This window comes from Pseudomonas sp. R11F (assembly GCF_050312575.1).
Classification (GTDB): domain Bacteria; phylum Pseudomonadota; class Gammaproteobacteria; order Pseudomonadales; family Pseudomonadaceae; genus Aquipseudomonas; species Aquipseudomonas palleroniana.
Map to the genome: position 1 here is coordinate 87,522 of NZ_JBNPJU010000014.1, position 24,213 is coordinate 111,734.

24 protein-coding genes are annotated in these 24,213 nt (G+C 61.6%); 12 read left to right on the forward strand and 12 right to left on the reverse strand.

The features are described from left to right. Positions 1–119: 119 nt before the first annotated feature. Positions 120–401 carry an HU family DNA-binding protein gene (locus ACQRBV_RS03770; RefSeq protein ID WP_003188840.1) on the reverse strand — a complete coding sequence of 94 codons (282 nt, stop codon included), beginning with the start codon at positions 399–401 and terminating at the stop codon, positions 120–122. Between the two features lie 398 nt (positions 402–799). On the opposite strand from ACQRBV_RS03770, the gene yejK reads away from it, so the two are divergent. After that, complete coding sequence (gene yejK / locus ACQRBV_RS03775; RefSeq protein WP_090366571.1) at positions 800–1,804, forward strand: nucleoid-associated protein YejK; 1,005 nt, start codon at positions 800–802, stop codon at positions 1,802–1,804. Continuing rightward, positions 1,804–2,154: a glutaredoxin family protein gene (locus tag ACQRBV_RS03780; RefSeq protein ID WP_411985510.1), complete on the forward strand. Its 351-nt coding sequence runs from the start codon at positions 1,804–1,806 to the stop codon at positions 2,152–2,154. Before yejK ends, ACQRBV_RS03780 begins: the two co-directional genes overlap by 1 nt. 151 nt (positions 2,155–2,305) lie before the next feature. Here the strand turns inward: ACQRBV_RS03780 and ACQRBV_RS03785 are convergent, their stop codons facing one another. After that, the gene (locus ACQRBV_RS03785) at positions 2,306–3,283 is read right to left on the reverse strand and encodes a FecR family protein (protein ID WP_411985509.1); all 978 of its coding nucleotides are present in this window, start codon (positions 3,281–3,283) and stop codon (positions 2,306–2,308) included. Beyond that, the gene (locus ACQRBV_RS03790; RefSeq protein ID WP_161548208.1) at positions 3,280–3,858 is read right to left on the reverse strand and encodes an RNA polymerase sigma factor; all 579 of its coding nucleotides are present in this window, start codon (positions 3,856–3,858) and stop codon (positions 3,280–3,282) included. Before ACQRBV_RS03790 ends, ACQRBV_RS03785 begins: the two co-directional genes overlap by 4 nt. A gap of 289 nt (positions 3,859–4,147) precedes the next feature. Between ACQRBV_RS03790 and ACQRBV_RS03795 the strand changes: the two genes are divergently transcribed. From ACQRBV_RS03795 to fecA, 3 genes are all read left to right on the forward strand, one after another. Beyond that, positions 4,148–4,636: a sigma-70 family RNA polymerase sigma factor gene (locus ACQRBV_RS03795; RefSeq protein ID WP_161548209.1), complete on the forward strand. Its 489-nt coding sequence runs from the start codon at positions 4,148–4,150 to the stop codon at positions 4,634–4,636. Continuing rightward, complete coding sequence (locus ACQRBV_RS03800; RefSeq protein ID WP_090366578.1) at positions 4,633–5,574, forward strand: FecR domain-containing protein; 942 nt, start codon at positions 4,633–4,635, stop codon at positions 5,572–5,574. The genes ACQRBV_RS03795 and ACQRBV_RS03800 overlap by 4 nt, the downstream gene beginning before the upstream one ends. A 91-nt stretch (positions 5,575–5,665) precedes the next feature. Beyond that, entirely contained in the window at positions 5,666–8,002 is a 2,337-nt protein-coding gene (fecA, locus tag ACQRBV_RS03805) for a TonB-dependent Fe(3+) dicitrate receptor FecA (RefSeq protein WP_411985508.1), read from the forward strand. On the opposite strand, the gene ACQRBV_RS03810 is transcribed toward fecA, so the two are convergent. Further along, positions 7,999–8,871, reverse strand: a complete 873-nt coding sequence (locus tag ACQRBV_RS03810; protein WP_060754998.1) for a LysR family transcriptional regulator — start codon at positions 8,869–8,871, stop codon at positions 7,999–8,001. The two genes, fecA and ACQRBV_RS03810, sit on opposite strands and share 4 nt — an antisense overlap. A 104-nt stretch (positions 8,872–8,975) precedes the next feature. On the opposite strand from ACQRBV_RS03810, the gene ACQRBV_RS03815 reads away from it, so the two are divergent. Then, positions 8,976–10,484: an MFS transporter gene (locus ACQRBV_RS03815; RefSeq protein ID WP_090366581.1), complete on the forward strand. Its 1,509-nt coding sequence runs from the start codon at positions 8,976–8,978 to the stop codon at positions 10,482–10,484. Between the two features lie 51 nt (positions 10,485–10,535). On the opposite strand, the gene ACQRBV_RS03820 is transcribed toward ACQRBV_RS03815, so the two are convergent. Then, the gene (locus ACQRBV_RS03820; protein ID WP_060755000.1) at positions 10,536–10,946 is read right to left on the reverse strand and encodes an HPF/RaiA family ribosome-associated protein; all 411 of its coding nucleotides are present in this window, start codon (positions 10,944–10,946) and stop codon (positions 10,536–10,538) included. A gap of 212 nt (positions 10,947–11,158) precedes the next feature. Then, the gene (locus tag ACQRBV_RS03825) at positions 11,159–12,106 is read right to left on the reverse strand and encodes a LysR substrate-binding domain-containing protein (protein ID WP_060755001.1); all 948 of its coding nucleotides are present in this window, start codon (positions 12,104–12,106) and stop codon (positions 11,159–11,161) included. 136 nt (positions 12,107–12,242) lie between these two features. Here ACQRBV_RS03825 and ACQRBV_RS03830 point away from each other — a divergent pair, with 136 nt between their 5' ends. From ACQRBV_RS03830 to ACQRBV_RS03840, 3 genes are all read left to right on the forward strand, one after another. Then, positions 12,243–13,619: an L-serine ammonia-lyase gene (locus ACQRBV_RS03830; protein WP_411985507.1), complete on the forward strand. Its 1,377-nt coding sequence runs from the start codon at positions 12,243–12,245 to the stop codon at positions 13,617–13,619. 61 nt (positions 13,620–13,680) lie between these two features. Beyond that, complete coding sequence (locus ACQRBV_RS03835) at positions 13,681–14,967, forward strand: serine/threonine transporter (protein ID WP_090366585.1); 1,287 nt, start codon at positions 13,681–13,683, stop codon at positions 14,965–14,967. Positions 14,968–15,267: 300 nt separating this feature from the next. Further along, complete coding sequence (locus ACQRBV_RS03840) at positions 15,268–15,585, forward strand: DUF3509 domain-containing protein (protein ID WP_090366587.1); 318 nt, start codon at positions 15,268–15,270, stop codon at positions 15,583–15,585. Here ACQRBV_RS03840 and ACQRBV_RS03845 read toward each other — a convergent pair. Next, entirely contained in the window at positions 15,582–16,070 is a 489-nt protein-coding gene (locus tag ACQRBV_RS03845) for a phosphate-starvation-inducible protein PsiE (protein ID WP_060755005.1), read from the reverse strand. The two genes, ACQRBV_RS03840 and ACQRBV_RS03845, sit on opposite strands and share 4 nt — an antisense overlap. A gap of 247 nt (positions 16,071–16,317) precedes the next feature. On the opposite strand from ACQRBV_RS03845, the gene ACQRBV_RS03850 reads away from it, so the two are divergent. Continuing rightward, a complete protein-coding gene (locus tag ACQRBV_RS03850; protein WP_161548215.1) occupies positions 16,318–16,578 on the forward strand; it encodes a YebG family protein in 261 nt (86 codons plus the stop codon). A 55-nt stretch (positions 16,579–16,633) separates the two neighbouring features. On the opposite strand, the gene ACQRBV_RS03855 is transcribed toward ACQRBV_RS03850, so the two are convergent. Next, complete coding sequence (locus tag ACQRBV_RS03855; protein WP_060753834.1) at positions 16,634–17,653, reverse strand: Leu/Phe/Val dehydrogenase; 1,020 nt, start codon at positions 17,651–17,653, stop codon at positions 16,634–16,636. 187 nt (positions 17,654–17,840) lie between these two features. On the opposite strand from ACQRBV_RS03855, the gene ACQRBV_RS03860 reads away from it, so the two are divergent. Beyond that, a complete protein-coding gene (locus tag ACQRBV_RS03860) occupies positions 17,841–18,644 on the forward strand; it encodes a SirB1 family protein (protein WP_411985506.1) in 804 nt (267 codons plus the stop codon). Here the strand turns inward: ACQRBV_RS03860 and ACQRBV_RS03865 are convergent. The 4 genes from ACQRBV_RS03865 to hmgA form a co-directional block, all read right to left on the reverse strand. Continuing rightward, positions 18,641–20,008 (reverse strand): MFS transporter, encoded by a 1,368-nt coding sequence (locus ACQRBV_RS03865; RefSeq protein ID WP_198760459.1) that lies wholly within the window; start codon positions 20,006–20,008, stop codon positions 18,641–18,643. The genes ACQRBV_RS03860 and ACQRBV_RS03865 overlap by 4 nt on opposite strands. Before the next feature lie 75 nt (positions 20,009–20,083). Further along, positions 20,084–20,728 (reverse strand): maleylacetoacetate isomerase, encoded by a 645-nt coding sequence (gene maiA, locus ACQRBV_RS03870; RefSeq protein ID WP_244384255.1) that lies wholly within the window; start codon positions 20,726–20,728, stop codon positions 20,084–20,086. Positions 20,729–20,740: 12 nt separating this feature from the next. Continuing rightward, entirely contained in the window at positions 20,741–22,027 is a 1,287-nt protein-coding gene (gene fahA, locus ACQRBV_RS03875; protein WP_411985505.1) for a fumarylacetoacetase, read from the reverse strand. A gap of 3 nt (positions 22,028–22,030) precedes the next feature. Beyond that, positions 22,031–23,314, reverse strand: a complete 1,284-nt coding sequence (hmgA, locus tag ACQRBV_RS03880; RefSeq protein WP_060753839.1) for a homogentisate 1,2-dioxygenase — start codon at positions 23,312–23,314, stop codon at positions 22,031–22,033. A gap of 119 nt (positions 23,315–23,433) precedes the next feature. On the opposite strand from hmgA, the gene ACQRBV_RS03885 reads away from it, so the two are divergent. Continuing rightward, complete coding sequence (locus ACQRBV_RS03885) at positions 23,434–24,213, forward strand: IclR family transcriptional regulator (protein ID WP_090366600.1); 780 nt, start codon at positions 23,434–23,436, stop codon at positions 24,211–24,213.

The following is a 24,213-nucleotide window of genomic DNA, read 5'->3' on the forward strand; positions in this document are numbered from 1 at the left end:
TGCCGGTTTTAGGGCGGCTTCGCCACCCAGCGCGGGCAAGCCCGCTCACTACAAGGCAAATCGCAGGCAATAAAAAACCGTGCCCGGATCGCTCCGGAGCACGGTTTTTTTGCTGCGTCTTACTTGTTAACAGCGTCGGTCAGGCCTTTGGCCACAACCAGCTTGATAACTTTCTTGGCAGCGATTTCGATGGCAGCGCCAGTCGAAGGGTTACGGCCAGTACGGGCAGGACGCTCGGTCACTTTCAGTTTGCCAACGCCTGGCAGAGTGATTTCGCCGCCGTTTTCCAGCTGATCAGCAACAACTTGGCTCAGTTGGTCCAGCAGAGCGCGCACGGTAGTTTTCGGTGCGTCTACTGCTTCAGCCAGGTCAGCGATCAGTTGGTCTTTAGTAATAGCCATTGTGGTGTTCCTTCCCTATCAAATTCATATGGATTGCAGAGTGCAGTGTCAGCCATCGAGCCCGACCGTCTAGGCCTGGCACCCCAGGCTTAATAACCGCGGAGATCGGGGTTATAGATGCTTGAAACGGGGATTGGTTCGACCTGACAGATGCTGAATGCACGCTTAACGCCGAGACTTGGCGTAAGACGGGGCAAAACTAGCACAGAGACGGGGAAATATCCGCCTCTACCTAGCCATTTGGTCAGCTTTATCGCTCTAAACCGTGAAAAAAAGGCATATGCCCCGTCAGAGAGCATCCAAAATAGCCTTCCAGGCGTGTCTTGACCAATGGGTGCGGTACACTGGGCGACTTTTCGGGGAGGCCACCGGCTCCCCTTCAACCAGCCGAGAAGCCTATGCCGATCCGTCATTGCATCGTCCACCTGATCGACAAAAAACCCGACGGCACACCCGCAGTTCTTCACGCCCGCGATACGGAGCTGTCCGAATCCGCCGCCATCGAGAATATGCTTGCCGACCTCAACGAGAGCTACAACGCCAAACAAGGCAAGGCCTGGGGGTTCTTCCATGCCGAGTCCGGCGCGCACCCGTTCAGCGGCTGGTTGAAGGAATATTTCGACGGTGCCCAGGATTTCACCCGTTTCAGCCGGATGGCGGTCGAGCACCTGCAAAAGCTGATGGAGGAGTCCAACCTCTCCACCGGCGGCCACGTGCTGTTTGCGCACTACCAGCAAGGCATGACCGATTACCTGGCCATTGCCCTGCTGCACCACAGTGAAGGTGTGGCGGTGACCGACGAGCTGGACGTGACCCCATCGCGCCACCTCGACCTTGGCCAGTTGCACCTGGCAGCGCGGATCAATGTGTCCGAGTGGCAGAACAACAAGCAATCCAAGCAGTACATCTCGTTTATCAAGGGCAAGAACGGCAAGAAGGTCTCGGAGTACTTCCGCGACTTCATCGGTTGCCAGGAAGGCGTCGACGGGCCGGGCGAGACCCGCACCCTGCTCAAGGCCTTCAGCGACTTCGTCGAAAGCGAAGACCTGCCGGACGAATCCGCCCGCGAGAAAACCAAGACCCTGGTGGATTACGCCAGCAGCCAGGCCAAGCTCGGCGAACCCATGGGCCTGGAAGAACTGTCGGGCTTGATCGATGAAGATCGGCCAAAAGCGTTCTACGACCATATCCGCAACAAGGACTACGGCCTGTCTCCGGAAATCCCGGCGGATAAACGCACCCTCAACCAGTTCCGCCGTTTCACCGGCCGCGCCGAAGGCTTGTCCATCAGTTTCGAGGCGCACCTGCTGGGCGACAAGATCGAGTACGACGAAGCCGCCGGCACCTTGATCATCAAGGGCCTGCCAACCCAACTGACCGACCAGCTCAAGCGCCGCAACTGATGCTCGGCGGGGTGTTCAAGAAAGTCTTGCTGGTGTTGCTGGTGGTGGTAGTGATCCAGAACTGGGGCAAGATCGAGCGGGTGTTCAACCCCTCGCAGGTGGTTTCGGAGTCGATACGCGCCTCGGCGCGCGTGGTGCTCTACTCCACCGAGTGGTGTGGCTACTGCAAGCAGACCCGCCGCTTCCTGGACCAGAAAGGCATCCCCTACCAGGCCTTCGACATCGAGAAGGACGCCCAGGCGCGCAAGGCATATGAGGCGTTGGGAGGTGGCGGAATTCCGTTTGTGGACGTGAACGGCACGTTGATCCGTGACTACAACCCGGACGCGATCATGGCCGCGCTGAAGTAATCCACTCGACAAAACACCGCAGAACTCCATGTGGGAGGGGGCTTGCTCCCGATTGCAGTGTGTCAGCGCCAGCTGTTCTGGCTGATTCACCGCCATCGGGAGCAAGCCCCCTCCCACATGGGGTTCTGCGGCGCTTTTATCTTAGGTGTGACTAGCGCAAGACAATCATCCGGCCAAGAATCTCGTGCTGCTCAAACCCCAGCACCGCCTGCAAGGCATTCAACACGGCTTGCGGGTCTTTGCTCGGAAAGCTGCCACTCACACGTTTGCCGGCCATCTCGTCGTTGAGCAACAGAATGCGCCCGGGGTAGTAACGCCCCAGATCCTTGACCACATCGGCCAAGGGCGCCTTGTAGTAGTTGAGCCAACCGTCACGCCAGGCCAGGCGTGATTCGCTGTCGACCGGGTGCATAGGTTCGGCGACACCGTCGGCGTAGGCCACTTGCTGGCCTGCCGTCAGAATTTGTTGCTGGCCCTGCCTGGAAGGCGTCACTGCAACCCGCCCGGAAAGCACCGTCACCTGGGCACCCGCCGGTTGCAGGCGCACCTCGAACTGCGTGCCCAGCACCCGCGCTTCACCGCTGTCGGCGCCCACTACAAAGGGTTGGCCGGTGTGAGTCACGCTGAAAAAACCGGCGCCGCGACGCAATTGGATATGGCGCTCGCCCTGGCTGAAATCCACGGCAATGGCACTGTCGGCATCCAGGGTCACTTGGGATTGATCGGCCAGGGTGACGGTCCTCACCTCACCGGGCGCCGTCACATAGTCGGCGCCCAAGTCATCGACCCAGCGCGACGGCTGCCAGCCTGCGCCCATGCACACCATCAACAGAAGGCTCGCAGCTATCGCCAGTGCACCGGACCAGCGCACCACCCGTGAGCGCTTGGGGGTGTTCATCGCATTGAGGTAGCCCTGCAAGACCAGCGCCTCTTCATCCGCCAGTTGACGTGCCGGCACTTCACTCAGCTCCCACAGCACCTGCGCCTGGGAGTAAGCCTCGACGTGCGCCGGGTCGGCGCGCAACCACCGGCTGAAGGTCGCCTGGTCGCCACTGCTGGGCTGGTCGTGCAACAGGCTCAACCAGTCGAGCGCGGCCTGCTCCTGAGCGGGTGTGGGGGTGACGTTCACGGTGCTTTCCCTGGCGTGCGTGGAGGCGGCGGTTCACGAAGGCTGGCCTTGCAGGCTTCGAGGGCACGCATCATATGTTTTTCCACGGCACTTTGGGACAAGCCCATGGCCTGGGCGATCTGCGCATACTTGCGGCCATGGATGCGGTTAAGCAGAAAAATCTGCCGGGTGCGCTCCGGCAAACTGCGCAAAGCGGCTTCGACATGGCGCAAATCATTGCCCGCTTCGAGTGCCGCCTGGGGTTCACAGCCTCGGTAGTCCTGCTGCTCCGGCAACCAGCCTTCGCTGCTGCGCACCCGCGCACTTTCGCTGCGTAGATGGTCGATGGCAATGTTGCCCGCGCAGCGCAACAGGTAGGTGCTGAGTTCTTCGACTTGCACCAGCGGCCGGCGCCAGAAACGCAGGAACAGGTCCTGCACCAGGTCGGCCGCCGTGGCACGGCAACCCACGCGGCGGCTGACCAACGCTTCCATCTGCGAGCGCTGGGACAAGAACACCTGCAGGAAATGCGCACGCCCACTGGCCGCATCGGCGTGCGGGTGGTCCTGGGATTCCGGTGGGGTGCCGACCCTCATGGCAGCATCCGCCAACACAGCACCGCCAACAGAATCACGGGCGCCACTACGACACGCGACGTCGCGGCCAGTCGGTAGGAAGCGGACAGTGAGGTTGTGCTGTGCATGCGGGAGGCGCCAGGATCATCAATGCGCGATATTAATGATAAATATTCTCATAAGCAAAAGAGAACGGATGAATCACCTGCGTCCTTTATTGAGCTGCAGGATTGCCCAACGTTGTCACGCAACCTACAATGCGAACAATTCTTGTTCTCTGACGCACACCAATGTTCGTGGAGTGATCGCGTTGCAGCCGTCCAACACCGTCGAAGTCCTGTACCACGACCATCACCACTGGCTCACCGGCTGGTTGCGACGCAAGCTCGGCTGCCCTGAAAGTGCCGCGGACCTGGCGCAAGACACCTTTATCCGGGTGCTGACCGCACGGGAAACCCCAACCCTGATCGAACCCCGCGCCTTCCTCACCACCGTGGCCAAGCGTGTCCTGTTCAATTACTACCGTCGCCAGGACTTGGAACGCGCCTACCTCGACGCCTTGGCGCAACTGCCCGAGCACGTCGCGCCTTCGGAAGAAGAACGCGCCATCATCCTGCAAACCCTGCTCGAGCTGGACCAACTGCTCAACGGCCTGCCGCTTCAAGTCAAACGCGCCTTCCTGCTGGCCCAGCTCAACGGCCTGACCTACGCGCAAATCGGCGCGGAACTGGGCATCTCGATTGCCACCGTCAAACGCCACCTGAATAAAGCAGCCATGCGTTGCTACTTTGCCCTATGAACTTCTCGACCCACGTCGCCGAGCAGGCCGTGCACTGGCTGATGGAAATGCAGCAAGGTGGCCTCAACCCGCGCCAGCATGCGGCCTGGCAACAGTGGCTGGCGGCCCACAGCGAGCATCAGCGCGCCTGGGAGCATATGCAACGCGTTAACCAGCGCCTGCGCGGCATGCCTTCGCCCCTGGCCCATGCGGCGTTGAACGCGCCGAAGTCCAACAGCCGGCGCCAGGCGCTGAAGTTGCTGCTGATCCTCGGCGCGGGGTCGGCGGCGGCCTGGGGCCTGCGCCAGCAACACATTCTGCCGCCACTGAGTGCCGACTATCGCAGCCCCGTAGGCCAGCGTCGCAAAGTGCAGTTGGCCGACGGCAGCCAGTTGCAGCTCAACACCGGCAGCGCGGTGGATGTGCACATGGATGGCCGGCAGCGCTCGATCCGCCTGCTCGACGGCGAAATGCTGCTGACGGCCCGGGCGGGTCATTCGCCCCTGCGTGTGCTGACCGGCCAGGGCCTGCTCAGCAGCCAGGCGGCGCGCTTGAATGTGCGCCAGTTCAACGACCACACCCAACTGGCGGTACTCGACGGCCACGTCGAGGTCATGCCCGACCACTACAGCGGCCTGCCACTGATCGTCGAAGCCCGCCGCCAGGTGAATTTCACTCGCAAAGGCTGGGACACCCCGCGCCCCGTCGACGCCAACAGCGGCGCCTGGGCCGATGGCATGCTGATGGCTGCGCATATGCGCCTGGAAGATTTCCTCACCGAGCTGGGACGCTACCGCCGCGGTCAGCTCAATTGCGACCCGCAGGTGGCCAACCTGTTGCTGTCCGGCAGTTATCCGCTGGACGACAGCGAACGCATTCTCGATCTGCTGGAAGTCAGCCTGCCGGTCAAGGTTCGCCGCTTCACGCGTTACTGGGTGAGCGTGCAGGCACGCGCCTGAAAATATTTTCGACAACCGTGAGCCGTTTTCCAGCCCTCGCGTGACAGAGAAGGAAAGCCACCTTGATCCTTCCTTCTCAGGACCGCCCTTTATGCTCCAGCAACCCACCCCTCTCGCCCGCGCCCTGCGCCAACTCCTGCTCGGCGCCAGCCTCAGTTTCGCCGTGCTGCCCCAGGTGATGGCGGCCGATGCCAAGCCCTATCACATCGCACCGGCTTCGCTGGAAGCGGCCCTGAACCAATTCGGGCGAGAAGCGGGTGTGCTGATTTCCTTCGGCTCCGAGCTGACGGCCGGCATGCAAAGCCGGGGTCTATCCGGCAACTACGGCGCCGCCGACGGCTTGCAAAAACTGCTGGAAGGCACCGGCCTGCAAGCCCGCGCCGAGGGCAACAATGCCTATAGCCTGCAACCGGCCAACGCCCCCACGACGGTCGAACTGCAAACCTCCAATGTCGTCGGCGACTGGCTCGGCGATGCGCAGCAAACCAACGTGTTCGAACACCCCGGCGCCCGTGACGTGATCCGCCGCGAAGCATTCGAACGCCAGGGCGCCACCCAGGCCCGTGACGTGCTCAACCGCATCCCCGGCGTCAACGCTCCGGAAAACAACGGCACCGGCAGCCATGACATGGCGCTGAACTTCGGTATTCGCGGCCTCAACCCACGGCTGGCCTCGCGCTCCACGGTGTTGATGGATGGCATTCCGGTGCCCTTCGCACCGTATGGCCAACCCCAGCTGTCATTCGCCCCGATCAGCATGGGCAACATGGATGCAGTGGACGTGGTACGCGGTGGCGGCGCCGTGCGTTATGGCCCGCAAAACGTCGGCGGCATCGTCAACTTCGTGACCCGCGCCATCCCGGATGCACCGACGGTCAAAGGTGGCTTGCAGACCGAGACCAGCCCGTCTTCCAGCCACGATGGCTTCAAGACCAGCGGCAACCTGCTGGCCGGCGGCACGGCCGACAACGGCCTGGGCGGCGCGATTCTGTATTCCGGCACCCGTGGCGGCGACTGGCGCGAAAACAGCAACACGCGCATCGACGACCTGATCCTCAAGGGCAATTACCAACTCGACGACGCCAACAGCTTCAATACCATGGCTCAGTACTACGAAGGCCAGGCCGATATGCCCGGCGGCTTGAACGTAAAGGACTACAAGGCGGACCCGTACCAGTCCACCCGCCCCTACGACAAATTCTGGGGCCGCCGTACGATGTTCAACGCCGGTTATCGCTACCAGGAAGACCGCCGCGAGTTCACCGCCAACACGTTCTTCACCACCACCTTGCGTAACGGCTACCTGGACCAGGGCAACTTCCTTTCACTGTCACCCCGCGAATACTGGGTACGCGGCCTGGAAACCCGCTTCGCCCAGGGCTTTGACCTCGGCCCCAGCCGCCATGAGGTCGGCATCGGCTACCGCTACATCAGCGAAGCCGGTCACGAAATGCGCTATCGCACGCCGATCACCGCCAACCAGCAAATGCCCGATACCAACAGCCGCAACGACCGCGACACCCGTGGCGCCACCGAGGCCAATGCGTTGTTCGTTGATGACCGCATCGACATCGGCAAGTGGACCATCACGCCGGGCGTGCGCTACGAGATGATCGAGTCCCAGCAAACCAATAACCTGACCAACGTCAAATACAAGGGCGACTACAACACCGCACTGCCGGCGTTGAACGTGCTCTACCACCTCACCGAAGACTGGAACCTCTACGCCAACACCGAAGGCTCGTTCGGCAGCGTGCAATACAGCCAGATGCCCAACCGCGTAGCCAGTGGCGAAGTGAAGCCGGAAAAAGCCCGTACCTGGGAACTGGGTACCCGTTATGACAATGGCAACCTGCGTGCGGAAATCGGCGCGTTCCTGATCAACTTCGACAACCAGTACGACAGTAACCAGACCAACGACACTGTGGTCGCCCGGGGCGAAACGCGCCATCAGGGCATCGAATCGAGCATCAACTACGCCCTCGATGCGTTGAGCCCGGCGCTCACAGGCTTTGATGTCTACGCCACCTACGCCTACGTCGACGCGACCATCCGCGAAGACGGCCCGAACAAAGGCAACCGCGTACCGTTTTCGTCCAAGCACAAAGGCACCCTGGGCGTGGGTTACACCGAAGGCCCCTGGAAGCTCAACCTGGACAGCAGCTACCAGAGCAGCCAGTTCGCCGATAACGCCAATACCCGGGCGGAAAGTGCCGACGGCGCCAACGGACGCATCCCCGGCTACATGCTGTTCAGCAGCCGCGCGGCGTATGACTTCGGCCCGCAGTTGTCAGACCTGAACGTGGCGGTCGGTGTGAAAAACATCTTCAACAAGCAGTACTACACCCGTTCGTTCGACGACAACAACAAGGGCAAATACGTCGGCGAGCCGCGCACGGTCTACGTGCAAACCTCCATCGCGTTCTAACTGCCCGCCAGGCAGCTGGGGGTGCCCGCCACCAAGGCGTCGATGGCGCAGCGCACCTTGGCGGGCATATGCGCAGCCGTCGGCCAGATCACATGGATCGGCGCAGGCTGGGCGCGGTGGTTCGGCAACACTGCTTCCAACTGCCCACGCAGCACGTAATGCGCAATCAACCAGCTCGGCAACCAGGCCAGGCCGACGCCCGCAATCGCGGCATCGGCCACGGCCTGGAGGTCGTCGAGCATCAACATCGATGCCACCCCAGCGCGAAAGGACGTATTGCAACGGTAGGCAATGCCTCGGTGACCGGCGAGGTCATCAATACAGTCAATCGGCCCGACACGCTGCAAGTACGCCGGCGAAGCGGCCAACCCGACCGACTGCTCACCCAGGCGGCGCGCGCTCAGACGGTCGGTGTCCGGTAACGGGCCGATGCGCACGGCGACGTCGAAACCTTCCTGCACCAGGTCCGTGAGCCGGTCAGAGAATGAAATCTCGATCTCCAATTGCGGGTAAAGGTCCATCAAGCCCCACAAGGCAGGCGCCGCATAATGGTGGCCGAACGCCAATGGCAAGCTTGCGCGTAGACGCCCACGCGGCTGTTGTCGGCCGCTTTCGAGCACCGACTCGGCAGCTTCCAGTTCGGCCAGTGCACGCAGGCAATGCTCGTGATAGGCCTGCCCATCTTCCGTCAGACGCTGGCGACGCGTGGAGCGCTGCAACAGGCACGTGCCCAAGCGCGCCTCCAGCCGCGCCAGGCCCTTGCCCACGGCAGAGCGCGTGAGGTTCAGACGTTCGGCGGCTTCGGTCAGGCTGCCGCTCTCGACGATTTGCAGAAACAGTTCAACGCCGTCGAAACGTGGAGTGGCCATGGTTTATTGTCGCTCCTGAATCCCCTATCCAGGGAAAACTTATCACGAATAAAGAATCCTGTTCCCGCGAGAATAAACCCTCATTCAATCCAAAGGAATTGCCCATGCCGCCCGCCGCCGCTGTATCGGCCGTCAGCGCCCCACGGACCGCCAGAGATGGCCTCGCCCTTACCGCTGTGTGCCTCGTTGCACTGATGTTCGGCCTGGAAATCTCCAGCGTGCCGGTCATCCTGCCCACTCTCGAACAACAATTGGGCACAGGCTTCCAGGATGCCCAATGGATCATGAACGCCTACACCCTGGCCTGTACCAGCGTGCTGATGGCAGCGGGCACCCTGGCCGATCGCTTTGGCCGACGGCGCATGCTGGTGCTGTGCTTGTGGCTGTTCGGCCTGGCTTCGCTGGCCTGTGGGCTGGCCGATACGGCGCCCATGCTGATCGCGGCGCGTTTTGTCCAGGGTGTGGGAGCCGGCGCCATGATGATTTGTCAGTTCGCCATTCTTTCGCACCAGTTCCGGGAGCCGGCGGCGCGTGCGCGGGCCTTCGCGGTATGGGGCGTGATTGCGGGCCTGGGCCTGGGCTTCGGGCCCATGGTGGGGGCCTTGATCCTGGCGATCGCGGATTGGCGCTGGGTGTTCCTGGTGCATGTGCCGCTGACCCTGCTGACCCTGGTGCTGCTGCGGGTCAGCGTGCAGGAATCGCGGGACCCGGCGGGTCATCGCCTGGACATCGCCGGCATGCTCACCTTGACGCTGTCGGTATTTGCGCTGGTGTACTTCATCACCCAAGGCAGCGAGCACGGCTTCGGCGCACCGGCCATGCTCGCTTGGGCTGGTCTGTCGTTGATCGGGTTGCTGTTGTTCGTAGTCATCGAGCGGCGCAGCGAGCATCCGATGTTCGACTTCTCGGTGTTCCGCATCCAGCGTTTCAACGGCGCGTTGATGGGCTCGGTCGGGATGAATTTCAGCTTCTGGCCGTTCATGATCTACTTGCCGCTCTATTTCCAGGCGGGCCTGGGCTACGACACCCTGACCACCGGCGGCGCCCTGCTGGCCTATACGCTGCCGACCTTGCTGGTCCCGCCGCTGGCTGAACGCCTGGCGCTACGCTATGGCGCGGAGCGGATCATCCCCGTGGGCCTGGGTTTGATGAGCGCCGGGTTTATCGCCATGGCCCTGGTCAACGGTACCGAGCAACCGAGTATCGTGCTGGTGCTGTGCAGTTGTGTCATCGCGGGCACGGGTTTGGCGCTGACCAATTCGCCGACCACCAACACCACCACCGGCTCGGTCTCGGCCGACCGTGCCGGCATGGCGTCGGGTATCGATCTCAGTGCACGGCTGATTACCCTGGCGCTCAATATCGCGCTGATGGGGCTGGTGTTGCTGCTCGGGATCAGTCATCAACTGGCCAGCTTGCTGCCCGAATCCACAGCAGCAGACTGGCCGGCGATCAGCCAGCATCTTGCCGCGGGCAAGCTGGACGTGCCGGGGCTGACCGTGACGGACGCCCAGGCGGCGCTGCGCCATGGCGCCGGTTGGGCGATGCTCTTCGCCGGTATCGGTGCTGGCGGCCTGGCACTCTTGAGCCGGTATTTTTTCCGCAGCCGTTAAACGAAAACGGGCCTGCATCTGCAGGCCCGTTTGGCTAGGGAGAAAGAGCGGTCAGCTGTTAATCGCTGCCTGCAAGTTTTCTTCGAACTCTGCTTCGAGCGCACCCTCGTCGACTTTGTTGGCCGGCAGACTTTTCCCGGCAGCGCGTGGCTTGCCTTGCAGTTTGCCGAACAGGTGCTCCAACGCATGTTCAAGCTTGATGGCTGCACCATCGATCGCCTGCTCCAGCGTATCGGCTTTATCGCAGACCGAGATCGGTTGATGCCCCTTTGGCCGGGCTTCCAGCCGGCAACTCAAGTCATGGGGGCCGGGCTTGTCGCCGTTCTCATCGCGCAGGTAAACCTCAACGCGGGTCAGGTGTTCTTCATAACGATCAAGCGTGCTCTCAATGGTCGTACGTACCCACTCCTCCAGTCGGATGCTGCTTTCAATATGGTTATCGCTATTGACTTGGATTTGCATAGTTCTTCCCTTATTTCAGCTAGCTCGCGGGAGGTCACAACTGCAACACCGATGCGGTGAAACCATGACCTCTTGATGACACAATTGAGCAGTCAGCGAAACATTTCAACCCCTTTGCAAAGATAAATCCCACATTACAAATTAAGTCTGACTACGAGCAAAAACGCTGTTAGGGTGGGGAGTTAGTTAAATCTTCCTACACCTTGCGAACCTCACAATTGCCCCTCTCCCAACGGGTGCAATCCGCGAAAAACCTCGGCCTCCTCCACCAGCCAATCATGCACCGCACGCACGCCCGGATGGCTCAACGCACCCGGCGCATACAGCAGCACGTAGCGTTTGTGGTTGGGCACGGCGACACCGAAGGGCACGATCAAGGTGCCGCGCTCCAGCTCGTCATTGAGCAACGTGCGCCGCGCAATCGCCACGCCCATGCCCGCGATGGCGGCTTCGATGGTCAGGTGGTTACGGTTGAAGGTGTGCCCACGTCGCACATCGGCGAGGTGGTAGCCGATGGCATTCAGGTAAAACTCCCACTCGGCGTATTCATAACTCCCACGCCAGGCCGTGATGTCGTGCAACAACGGGAAGTGCGCCAGATCCGCCGGTCCGTGTAACGGCGGACGGCCGCGCAACAGGCTCGGCGCGCACACCGGGAATATCTGCTCGTCCAGCAGGGCTGTGGATAACAAGCCTGGATAGCTGCCGTCGTTGAGGTCGATCGCCAAGTCAAAGTCGCCCTCGTGCAAGGCAATGCTGCTGTCTTCGGCGACCATGCGCAGTTGAATATCCGGGAAGCGTTGCTGTAAACGCGGCAGACGTGGGGTCAGCCACTTGCCCAGAAATGATGGAATCGAACGCAGGCGCAAGGTGCCGCTGATCATACCCGCGTCCAAGCGCTGCAACTCGGCATCGATGCTGCCGTAAGCCTCCCCGACCGTCGTCGCCAACCGCTGGCCCTCGGCACTGAGTTCAACCCCACGCGCCCGGCGATGGAACAGTCGAAAACCCAAGCGCTCCTCCAACTGCCGGATCTGCTGGCTCACCGCCCCCGGCGTGATGTGCAGTTCTTCAGCGCAACGGGTGAACGACAGATGCCGTGCCGCACAGGAAAACACGTGCAACCAGACGTAGGTCTGACCATGGAGGGGGCGGGTCATAGCGTTTAGTCCTGCTAAAGGGTTTCTTAGGATAATTCGTTGGTCAGTGCCGATCTAGAGGATCAGTATCGCGCCAATTGCGCTCGGCCTACAAAAATGGCAGCGATTCCTACTCCATTGCTTGTAAGGCTTTAGCATGGCTATCAGTGTTTTCGATCTATTCAAAGTCGGTATCGGCCCTTCCAGCTCTCACACCGTCGGCCCCATGCGGGCAGCGGCAAGCTTCGCCCAGGCACTGGTCGACCAACAGTTACTGAGCGCCACGCGCCGGGTCGAAGTGCGCCTGTACGGCTCGCTGTCCGCCACCGGCGTGGGCCACGCCACCGACCGCGCCTGTGTCATGGGCCTGATGGGCGAATGGCCCGACCAGGTCGACCCGACCTCGATCAACGCGCGCATCCAACAGTTGCGCGAGTCCGGCCGGCTGCTGCTCGCCGGCACCCAGGACATTGCCTTCAATTGGCACTCCGATCTCCTGCTGCTGGACGAAAGCCTGCCTTATCACCCCAATGCCATGTCGCTGCACGCCTACGGTGAAACCGGCCTGCTGAGCGAGCAAACCTATTATTCGGTGGGCGGCGGCTTCATCATCGACGCGGCTGAAGCGGCTTCGGGCACTGCACCGACCAGCGATGTGCAATTGCCCTACGACTTTTCCAGCGCGGTCGAACTGCTGGCCCTGTGCAACAAGCACGGCCTGCGGGTTTCGGAACTGATTATGGCCAATGAACGGGCGTGGCGCAGCGACGAAGCCATCCGCAGCGGCCTGCTGCATATCTGGTCGGTAATGCGCGAATGCGTAGAACAGGGCCTGCGCGACGAAGGCATTTTGCCGGGTGGCCTGGATGTGCCGCGTCGCGCCGCGAAATTGCACCGCAACCTGCTGGAAATCGGCAAACCGAATGTCATCACCTCGACCCTGTCCGCGATGGAATGGGTCAACCTGTTCGCCCTCGCCGTCAACGAAGAAAACGCCGCCGGCGGGCGCATGGTCACGGCGCCGACCAATGGCGCGGCGGGGATCATCCCGGCGGTGTTGCATTACTACATGAAGTTCAATGCCAACGCGTCTGACGACGATGTGGTCAATTTCTTCCTGGCCGCCGCCGCTGTCGGCATTCTGTGCAAGAAAAACGCCTCGATCTCGGGCGCCGAAGTCGGCTGCCAGGGCGAAGTCGGCTCAGCCTGCGCCATGGCCGCCGCCGGGTTGGCCGAGATCCTCGGCGCCACCCCCGAGCAACTGGAAAACGCCGCCGAAATCGGCCTGGAGCATAACCTGGGCCTGACCTGCGACCCGGTCGGTGGCCTGGTGCAAGTCCCCTGTATCGAGCGCAACGCCATCGCTGCCGTGAAGGCGATCAACGCCACGCAAATGGCCCTGCGCGGCGACGGCAAACACTTCATCTCCCTCGACCGGGTGATCCGCACCATGCGCGATACCGGTGCCGATATGCATGACAAATACAAAGAAACTTCACGGGGCGGCCTGGCGGTCAGCTGGGTGGAGTGCTGATCGGAGCACTGCTACCCGCCCCAACGTGAGCCCGCGCAAAAATAATAACGAGGCAATATCGATGACCGATGTACGTACACCTGCCGTAGAAAACCCTGCCGTAGAAACAACCGTGACCAGCGGCTGGACGCAACACGACACCACCTGGATGCTCGGCCTTTACGGCACCGCCATCGGCGCGGGCACCTTGTTCCTGCCGATCAACGCGGGCGTCGGCGGCTTCTGGCCGCTGATCGTGCTGGCGCTGCTGGCTTTCCCGATGACCTTCTTCGCCCACCGTGGGCTGACGCGCTTTGTGTTGTCGGGCAAATCCGGCGACATCACCGAAGTTGTCGAAGAACATTTCGGCGTCGGCGCGGGCAAGCTGATCACCCTGCTGTATTTCTTTGCGATTTTCCCGATTTTGCTGGTGTACAGCGTGGCGCTGACCAACACCCTTGGCAGCTTCATGGAGCACCAGTTGCACATGACGCCACCACCGCGGGCAGTCCTGTCACTGGTGCTGATCCTCGGCCTGATGGCCATTGTGCGCTGCGGCCAAGGCGTGATCGTCAAAGCCATGAGCGTGCTGGTGTACCCCTTTGTCGCCGCGCTGTTGCTGCTCGCGTTCAGCCTGATCCCCAACTGGAACGGCGCGTTTTTCGCCTCGGCCGGGGATGGCATGCCAATGCCGCTGTTCTTCAAGACCCTGTGGCTGGCGATTCCGGTGATGGTGTTTTCCTTCAACCACTCACCGATCATTTCCGCGTTTGCCGTCGATCAAAAGCGCGTCTATGGCGCCCAGGCCGAGCGCAAAAGCGGCGGGATCCTCGCCACCGCCCACGGCATGATGGTGCTGACAGTGATGTTCTTCTGCTTCAGCTGCGTGCTGGCTCTGTCGCCGGCCGACCTGGCGGCCGCCAAGGCGCAGAACATTTCGATCCTGTCGTACCTGGCCAACCATTTCCAAACGCCGGTCATCGCCTACGCCGCGCCGTTGATTGCGCTGGTGGCGATCACCAAATCCTTCCTGGGCCACTACATCGGTGCCAGTGAAGGCTTCCAGGGCCTGATCGTCAAATCCTTGCGCGGGCGTAACCGTTCGATGTCGTCCAAGGCGCTGGAACGTTGCACCGCAGTGTTCATGGTACTGACCTGCTGGGCCGTGGCGACCTTCAACCCCAGCATCCTGGGCATGATCGAAACCATGGGTGGACCGATCATTGCCTGCCTGTTGTTCCTGATGCCGATGTACGCGATCCGCCGCGTGCCCTCTCTGCGCCAGTATTCGGGCCAGTTGTCGAATGGGTTTGTGGTGGTGATCGGGTTGATTGCGCTTTCGGCGATCGTTTTCTCGGTACTGCCCTGAAACAGGTCACCGCTCTCAAAGACACCCCGAGATGACTGTGGGAGGGGGCTTGCTCCCGATGAGCGGTGTGTCAGCCAATAAATACTCGGCTGAATGACCGCCATCGGGAGCAAGCCCCCTCCCACACAAGGACCGCATTGTTTGTCAGATCGCTGTACGGCACGCCCTTTGCTGTACAGCTCATGAGGTAAACGGATTTTGTAAAACCTCAGCGACGGAGTGGCCGGTGGTCAGGCAACGCGAACTATTCCCGACACCGGTCGTCAATGACTGCATGTTCCTATCAGGCGGTAACGCACCATGGACAATCCTTTTCAGATCATCACGGACACTTTCAGCCCCGATTACCGCGTCAACCTGAGCATCCAACGGCTCGACGGCAGCATCATGCTCACCCTCTCGAACGAAACGGGCGTGGTGGCCAAACGCATGATCAGTGCCGAACAACGCAACGATCCGCAGCGGCTCAAGCGGCTGGTGCAAAGCATTCAATTCGGCATTGCCATAGAGCAGGGCCATAGTGCCATGGAGATCCTGGCGATGATGACGGACGGTGACAGCCACAAACTCCTGCAGCGCCCGCCCGCCCGTCCCCTGCCCTTCAGCGTCGGGCTCTAGAGTTCGCCCTTCTCGGTTTCCTGGCTCGCCTCGCCTTTGCGACGCGGGCCTTCAACCTTCACCGACGGGAATGCCGACGAGGCATATCGAACGACCATGATCGAAAACGCCAACAGCAGAATACCGCCGCACAGGTAGATGATGCCGATGTCCGGCGGGTTGTGGTGCGATACGTTGGAGATCAACAGGCGCGTCAGCGCAGTGATCGCCACGTAGATCAGGAAGCGCACCGGCATGTGGTTGGTCTTGAAATAGATCCCGACCATCGCGCCCAATTCCAGGTAGATGAACAGCAGCAAGATGTCATCGATCTTGATATGCCCGTTCTCCAACATCCCGAGAAACTCCATCACCGCCGCCCACGCGGTCACCGCACCAATGGCAAACAACGCCAGGTAATGGAATGTCTCGACAAACAGGTTGCCCAGGGATTCGGCCAGCCCATGGACGTTCTGGCGCAGCCTTTCAGCCCAGTTGATTTTCACGATGATGCTTCCTTAGGTCGGCTCGACCGGATAATGCGAGTTGAACGTGACGGTTGTTCTGCATGCAGAAAAAAGGCCAGCGGCAGCTATAAGATGATGGCGGGGTGATATGAGGCACTGCAAACCTGGCTTTTCGGGCTACATTAAAAAACTGCTACCCAAACCCCACGGTTTGGCTTAACCTTTAGCTGTATATAAATACAGTAGTCGCAATAGACAACTATCGTGAAGGCATGTGAGGTGGTGAATGGCCGTCGAAGTGGTATACCGCAGCAGCCGAGATCTGGAGCGTTTGTTCATGGATAAAGCCGAAGCTGACCGTCATGACAAGATGCTTGAACTCGCTGAGTTGCTCGCAGAAGTGTTGCAAAAAGCCGTGCCGTCCCTGAGCGAGCAGCAAGTGGAAGAAGCCGGGATCTACATGGCGAAGAACCGCGATGTGTTTGCCAAGGCGTTCAAGAGCCAGCCGGATGCACTGGCCGAGTTGCTGAACCCTGCAACGGAATGAAGTCCGAATTGAACAGGCCCTGAGTCACTGGCTCAGGGCCTTTTTAATGCCTGGGCTATTTATACAGCAGACGCTCGGCCAGCTCATCGGCAACCCGTGCCGGGGAACGTTTTTCGGCTTGGGCGTGGGCGAAGATTTCGGTCAGGCGCCTGCCTATGTTTGACAGATGGGCCGTGATATCCGCCAACTCGGCGCCGTGGTGCTTGAGAGCGACGTAGATCAGGCCGCCGGAGTTGATCACGTAGTCGGGGGCGTAGAGGATGCCTCGCCCTTCCAGTTGGTCGGCGATCTCCAGGTTGGTCAGTTGCGCGCTGGCGGAACCGGCCACAGCGGCGCAACGCAGTTGGCCAACCGTATGGCGATTGAACACCGCGCCGACGCCGCAGGGCGCGAGAATATCGCAAGGGGTGCTGAGCAAGGCATCGTTGGCGATGGGGTGCGCGCCAAGTTGTTCCATGGCCAGTTGGACCTTGCCATGATCGATGTCGCTGACCAACAGCTCGGCACCGGCCGCGTGCAGTTGCTCGGCCAGGGCATACCCCACATTGCCCAGCCCCTGCACCGCCACGCGCAAGCCTTCGAGGTTATCGCTGCCCAGGCGGGCCATGGCGGTGGTGCGGATACCGGTAAACACTCCCATGGCCGCGTGCGGCGCGGGGTCGCCGGCGGCGGTGGTGCTGGTGACGAAGCGCGTGTGCTGGGCAATGCAGTCCATATCGGCAACCGAGGTGCCGCTGTCGATGGCGGTAATGAAGCGGCCGTCGAGTTTTTCGATGCAGCGGCCAAAGGCTTCGAACAAGGCGGCGCGGCTTTCCACGTGCACGGGGCGGATGATCACCGCCGTACCGCCGCCTACCGGCAGGCCGGCCAGGGCGGCTTTGTAGCTCATGCCTTGGGCCAGGCGCGCGGCATCCGCCACGGCACTTTGATCGTCGGGGTACGTCAGGTAACGACAGCCGCCCAAGGCCGGCCCCAGGCGACTGTTGTGGATGGCGATGATCGCCTTCAGACCGGTCACCGGGTCGACGCTCAGGTGCAGCGATTCAAGGCGGGTGCTGTGCATGAGCGCAAACATCAATGAGCTCCCGAATCACTTCTGGTAGTGGCCCAAGTATAGGCTTGCGGTAGAAAAATGCTGGACTGCACTGGAATAAGGCTCACGGTTTTGCAGGCCCTAAGACATAAGACGGTAGGATATTTCTCAAGACGCTGGACGAAAATTCACAGCAAGGCTAAAACGAGGGCATCCGCCGGAGAAAGCAATGAATCCCCGCCAAGCCTTTTTCGCCTGCCTGGACCGCTCTCCCCCCGCGCTGTTTGAAGCGGCGTTGTGGATTGCCGCCGAGCACGATCCCGCCGTGCAGCCGTTGCTCATCCTGCAAGACGTCACCGTGCTGCAACAACAGGTCGCGCTGGGCATGCCCATGTTGCCCGCTGACGAACTGGGTCAACCCCTGTTGCGGCGCTTGAACGACCTGGGATTCGCCCAGGACGAATTCACCCCGCTGCGCCCCGCCGCCGCCCTGCTGGACAAGGTACTGCAACGCAAGCGCGGGCAACCCTTGGCCATGGCGCTGATCGCACTGGAAATCGCGCGACGCCTGGACATCCCCTTGGTGGGCGTGAATTTCCCGGGGCATTTTCTGTTGCGGGTGCCCGGCGCCGACCATCTGCTGGACCCCTGTGGCGGTCGGCGTCTGTACCCCAATGACTGCCGCGAACTGCTGCAACGCCAATATGGGCCGAATCTCAAGTTGCAGGCCGAACACCTGAACACCGCTGAACCCCGCTGGATCCTGCAACGGCTGTCACGCAACCTGCGCCAGCTGCACCTCTCCAATGATGCCCCGCTCGACGCCTTGATCGATGCCGAGCGCGTTCTGGAACTGGGCAATGCCAGCGCCGCCGACTACCTGGCCCGGGCCAGCCTGTATCAGCGCCTGGACTGCCCGAATGCCGAGCGCTTTGACCTGGAACATGCCCTGCTGCTCAGCGAAGACCCGATTCAGCGCCTGCGCCTGACCGAGCGGCTGGGGCATCTGCCGCCCAACACGGTGGTGCATTAAGCCCGCGGCGCCTTGAGGATATCCGTCTGCAACGGGCTCTTGGGCACGCTGACGACAGGCGAACGTACCTGAATGATCAGCAACGCAGCGATCACCGCCGGAATCGCGCAGAAGAAGAAAATCTGCTGCACCGGAATATGCATCGCCAACAGCAGGCTGCCGAACAGCGGCCCCAGGATCGAGCCGAATCGTCCCACCCCCAAGGCCCAGCCGGTGCCGGTAGCGCGCACATGGGCCGGGTAGAAGTTGCTGGCGAAGGCATTGAGCGTCAGTTGGCCGCCGATGATGCAGAAACCGGCGGCGAACACGCAGGCCACCAGGTAACGCGGGTTGGCATGGTTCAGCCCCAACAGGACGGTGCACAGCGCAGCCGCCGCCAATACGCCGGACAACAGCCGCACCTTGCTTTTCAGGCGGTCGGCGAACCAGGCCATGCCGATGGCACCCAGGGTGCCGGCAAACAGGAACATCGACGTCACCAGATTGGCTTCTTTCAAGGCCAGGCCACTTTCCAGCAGCAGCGACGGCAGCCAACTGATCATGAAGTACAAGAGGATCAAGCTGACAAAAAAGGTCGCCCAGAGCAGCAGGGTCGGGCGCGCATAGCCGTTGCGGAACAACTCCAGCACCGTCAGCTTGCTCCCCTCCTCCCGCTGGCTTTCGGCCGCGCTGGCCAGTGGCGGCTGCCAGCCGGGCAGCATGCGCGCCGTGACCTTTTGCAAGCGCGCATAGGGCGGTGCGTCACGCAACAGGCGCGGCAGGGATTCGGGCAGCAGCCACACCAGGAAGGGGAACAGCAGCAACGGCGTGACGCCGCCCGCCAGGAAAACCGCCTGCCAGCCAAAGCCTTCGATAAACCCCGCCGCAACGAACCCACCCGCCGCGCCGCCGAACGAAAAACCGCACGCGGCCAACGTCACCATCAAGGTGCGCAAACGGGGTGGGGAGTATTCCGACATCAACGCCATGGCACTCGGCATCGCACCGCCCATGCCAATCCCGCAGATAAAGCGCGCGGCCATCAGCGTCGTCAGGGAGTTGGCAAACACCATCAACACCGTGAGGCTGGCGTAGATCAGCACGCAACCCAGCAGGATGCGCCGCACGCCAAACCGGTCGGCCAGCGGCGTCACCAGCAGCGAGCCCAACGTCAGGCCCAACAGGTTGGCACTGAATACCGGGCCGAACGCAGCTTTTTCCAAGCCCCAATCCTTGGCCAACGCCGGTACCACGTAACCCAGCACCTGAGCGTCGTAGCCGTCGGTCACCAGCAACAGCGCCAGTAGCAGGAGGATCAACCACTGATAGTTCGACACCGGACGGGCATCGAGTGCCGCACGAAAGCTGGCAATCTGATTGTGCATCGCAAGGTCCCTTTATTTTTTATGTGGGCAACTTCGATCCAATGTGGAAGGGGGCAAGCCCCCTCCCACATTCATTCAGGGTGTATCAGGGGTATCCGGCTGATTAGCCGGATGTGCTTGCACAAACGCCGGATGCCGGGCCGCCAAGGCTGCCACCCGCCCGATACGCGGGTACGCGGCCAAAGGCACCTTGAAACGTTCCGCCGCGTACAACTGGGGAATCAGGAACGCATCCGCCATCCCCGGCTGCTCGCCAAAGCAAAAGCCTTTATCGCCAATCAGTTGCTCCACCGCGCCCAGGCCCTGGCTGATCCAATGGCCGATCCATTCCAGCAACTGTGCCTCATCATGCCCCCACTTTCGCAACAGGTTCTGGGTGCTGGAGTTGTGCAATGGGTGGATATCGCAGGCGATGATCGAGGCAACCGCCCGCTCATGGGCACGGGCGGCCAGGTCTTTGGAGAGCAGCGGCACCTGTGGATAACGTTCCTCCAGATACTCGATGATCGCCTGCGACTGGATCAGTAACGCCCCGTCATCAGTACGCAACGCAGGCACGCGGCCTTGCGGGTTGATCGCCAGGTATTCGGGCTGGCGGTTGGCGCCGCCCGCCGGAACCAGCAGGTTGACCGGCACGGCGCTGAAATCCAGCCCCTTGAGCGCCAGCGCGATACGCACCCGATACGACGCGGTAGAGCGGTAGTAGGTATAGAGATCCATCGCCCGTCCCTCTCAGTGCGCCGCGACCACGGTGCCACGGCACTCGCCGAAGCCAATGGGAGCAAACCCTTCACGGCTGCAACGGGCACGCAGGATGATTTCGTCGCCGTCCTCAAGGAACTTGCGCACCTCGCCACTCGGCAGTTCAATCGGTTTTTTTCCGCCTTCGGTGATTTCCAGCAGGCTGCCGAACTGCCCCGGCTGCGGCCCGGACAAGGTGCCCGAGCCGAACAGATCTCCGGCCTGCAACTGGCAGCCGTTGCTGCTGTGGTGGGCAACCATTTGGGCTGCGGTCCAGTACATGTGCTGGGTGTTGCTCAGCGTCAGGCGATGAGCCGGCAGGTTCTGCTCACGCATCGAAGCGGTGGTCAGCAGGACTTCCAGTTCGATATCCAGGGCACCTGCGTTCTGGTCACGCTTGTCCAGCAGGTAAGACAGCGGCTGCGGGTCACCTTCGGGACGCGGCGCTTGCGCCTTGCGGAACGGCTCCAGCGCTTCAGCCGTAACCACCCAGGGCGAGATGCTGGTGATAAAGCTCTTGGACAGGAACGGCCCCAGCGGCTGGTACTCCCAAGCCTGGATATCCCGCGCCGACCAGTCGTTGAGCAGGCAGAAACCGGCGATATGCTCGGCCGCGTCGCCAATGGCAATCGCGTCGCCCATGGCGTTGCCCGGGCCGATCCAGATGCCCAGCTCCAATTCGTAGTCCAGGCGTGCGCACGGGCCGAAGCTCGGCTCGGTCTGGCCGGCCGGCAGCGTCTGGCCCTTGGGGCGACGGACGTCGGTGCCCGATGGGCGAATGGTCGAGGCGCGCCCGTGGTAACCGATCGGCACGTACTTGTAGTTCGGCAGCAAGGGGTTGTCGGGGCGGAAGAGTTTGCCGACGTTCTGCGCGTGTTCGATGCCGACGTAGAAGTCGGTGTAGTCGCTGATTTTCGCCGGCACGTGCATCTGGCAATCGGCGGCGCGGTGCAGCACCTGCGCCTCGCGGGTTTGCAGTTGGCTGCCTTCGGCCAGCAGTTCCAGCAGGCGTTCGCGCAGGGCCACACGCGGGCCACGGCCGAGTTCGAAAAAGGCATTCAACTGACCGCCGGCGGTGGCTTCCACGGCGCGGCGAGCCTCACCCTCGAACGCGTCCAAGGCGGCAAACAGGTCAAGGATTGAGTCACCAATCGCCACGCCGCTGCGCGGTGCCGAGCCCTTGATGCTGAACACCCCCAGCGGCAGGTTTTGCAGGGGAAAATCGCGGTGACCGTTGGCGGAGGCCACCCAGCTGCGGGTTAGCGTTGGATGAGTCATGGGTTATCTCCGGTTCGGGTTGAAGGTGGCGGGCAACGAGGCCCAGCACGCGTCATAAGTGTTTTGCAGTTGTGGGCATTCAAGGGCGAACTGTGTGGGACGCAGCACTTGGCTGGTCTCGAACATGAAGGCCATGGTGTTATCGATTTTGTGCGGTGCCAGCTCCACATTGATAGCTTTGGTGCAGGTCTCGCCATCCGGCCCATGGGCACTCATGCAGCTGTGCAACGACGCACCGCCGGGCAGGAAGCCTTCGGCCTTGGCGTCGTAGGCGCCTTGGATCAGGCCCATGTATTCGTTCATCAGGTTGCGGTGGAACCACGGCGGACGGAAGGTGTTCTCGGCCACCATCCAGCGCGGTGGGAAGATCACGAAGTCGAGGTTGGCCAGGCCGTGGGTGCTGGTGGGGGAGGTCAACACCGTGAAAATCGACGGGTCCGGGTGATCGAAACTGACAGTGCCGATCGTGTTGAAGCGACGCAGGTCATATTTGTACGGCACATTGTTGCCGTGCCAGGCGACCACGTTCAGCGGCGAATGATCCAGCTCGCAGGCCCACAGTTCACCGAGGAACTTCTGCACCAGGGTGGTCGGTTGCTTGAGGTCTTCGTAGTGCGCGACCGGCGTGAGGAAGTCGCGTGGGTTGGCCAGGCCATTGCTGCCGATAGGGCCCAGGTCCGGCAGGCGCAGCGGTGCGCCATGGTTCTCGGCGACGTAGCCGCGCGCCTCGGCGTCCAGCAGCTCGATACGGAATTTCAGGCCGCGTGGCAGCACGACGATTTCCAACGGCTCCACGTCCAGCACGCCCAGCTCGGTGGCGACGCGCAAGCGCCCTTGCTCGGGCACGATCAACAGTTCGCCGTCGGCATTGAAGAACACGCGCTCCATGGAGCGGTTGGCACAGTAGTGGTAGATGCTGATGCCCGAGGGTTTTTCCGACCCCGAGTTGGCAACCATGCCCACGAGCCCATCGACAAAATCCGTCGGTTCGCTGGGAACATCCAGCGGATTCCAGCGCAGGCGGTTCGGTGTCACCGCACCCAGAGGCCCACCGGCCAATTGCCGATCCAACTTAACAAACGCCGGATGATTGGCCGATGGCTGAATGCGATACAGCCAGGTACGGCGCGCTTCACTGCGGGCCATGGTGAAGGCGGTGCCGGAGAACAGTTCGGTGTACAGCCCATAAGGCGCTTTCTGCGGGGAGTTCTGGCCGACGGGTAGCGCACCAGGCAGGGCCTCGCTGGCGAATTCATTGCCGAAGCCCGATTGGTATTCGAGGTTCATGGAACATCCTCTGTACGGAATTGTTTTTATCGTAATTCACTTACGCATAACGTAATTTGATCACTATCGACCGTCAAGCTATAAAGACGCCCATTCATCTCTCGGATTCTTGCCCTTCCATGGATACCCCCCGCGACACCGGAAAACAGAAAGTCCGCTCGGCTGAAGTGGGCACCGATATCCTCAAGGCCCTGGCCGAACTCTCGCCGGCCACCTCGTTGTCGCGCCTGGCCGAACACGTGCAAATGCCCGCGAGCAAGGTGCATCGTTATTTGCAGGCGCTGATCGCCTCAGGTTTTGCCGAACAGAACCCCGCCACCAACCACTATGGCCTGGGTCGCGAGGCGTTGCGCGTGGGCCTGGCTGCGTTGGGCAGCATGGACGTGTTGAAAGTCGGCGCGATGCCCCTGGCGGAACTGCGCGATGAATTGAATGAAACCTGCTTTCTCGCAGTGTGGGGCAATCAAGGCGCAACGGTGGTGCATATCGAGCCTGCGGTGCGCGCCGTCACGGTGGTGACGCAGTTGGGTTCGGTATTACCGCTGCTCAGTTCGTCCACCGGCCTGGTGTTCAGCGCTTATTTGCCGTCGCGGGAAACCGTGGAGTTGCGCGAGCGTGAGATTCAGGCCGGAACCGCCCATGCCCTGGCCGACGATAAGGCCTACGCCGCCGTGTGCGAACAGATTCGCAGCCGTGGCCTGCATTTTGTGCACGGTTTGCTGATGCCTGGGGTCGATGCGTTGTCGGCACCGGTCTTCAACGCGGTCGGGCAAGTGGCGGCGGTGATGACCGTAGTCGGCCCCACCTCCTTGTTCCACGCCGATGAAAATGGCCCGGCGGCGCAGCAGTTGCTGGCAGCGACCCGGGCCGTAAGCTGGCGCATGGGCTATCAGCCCTGA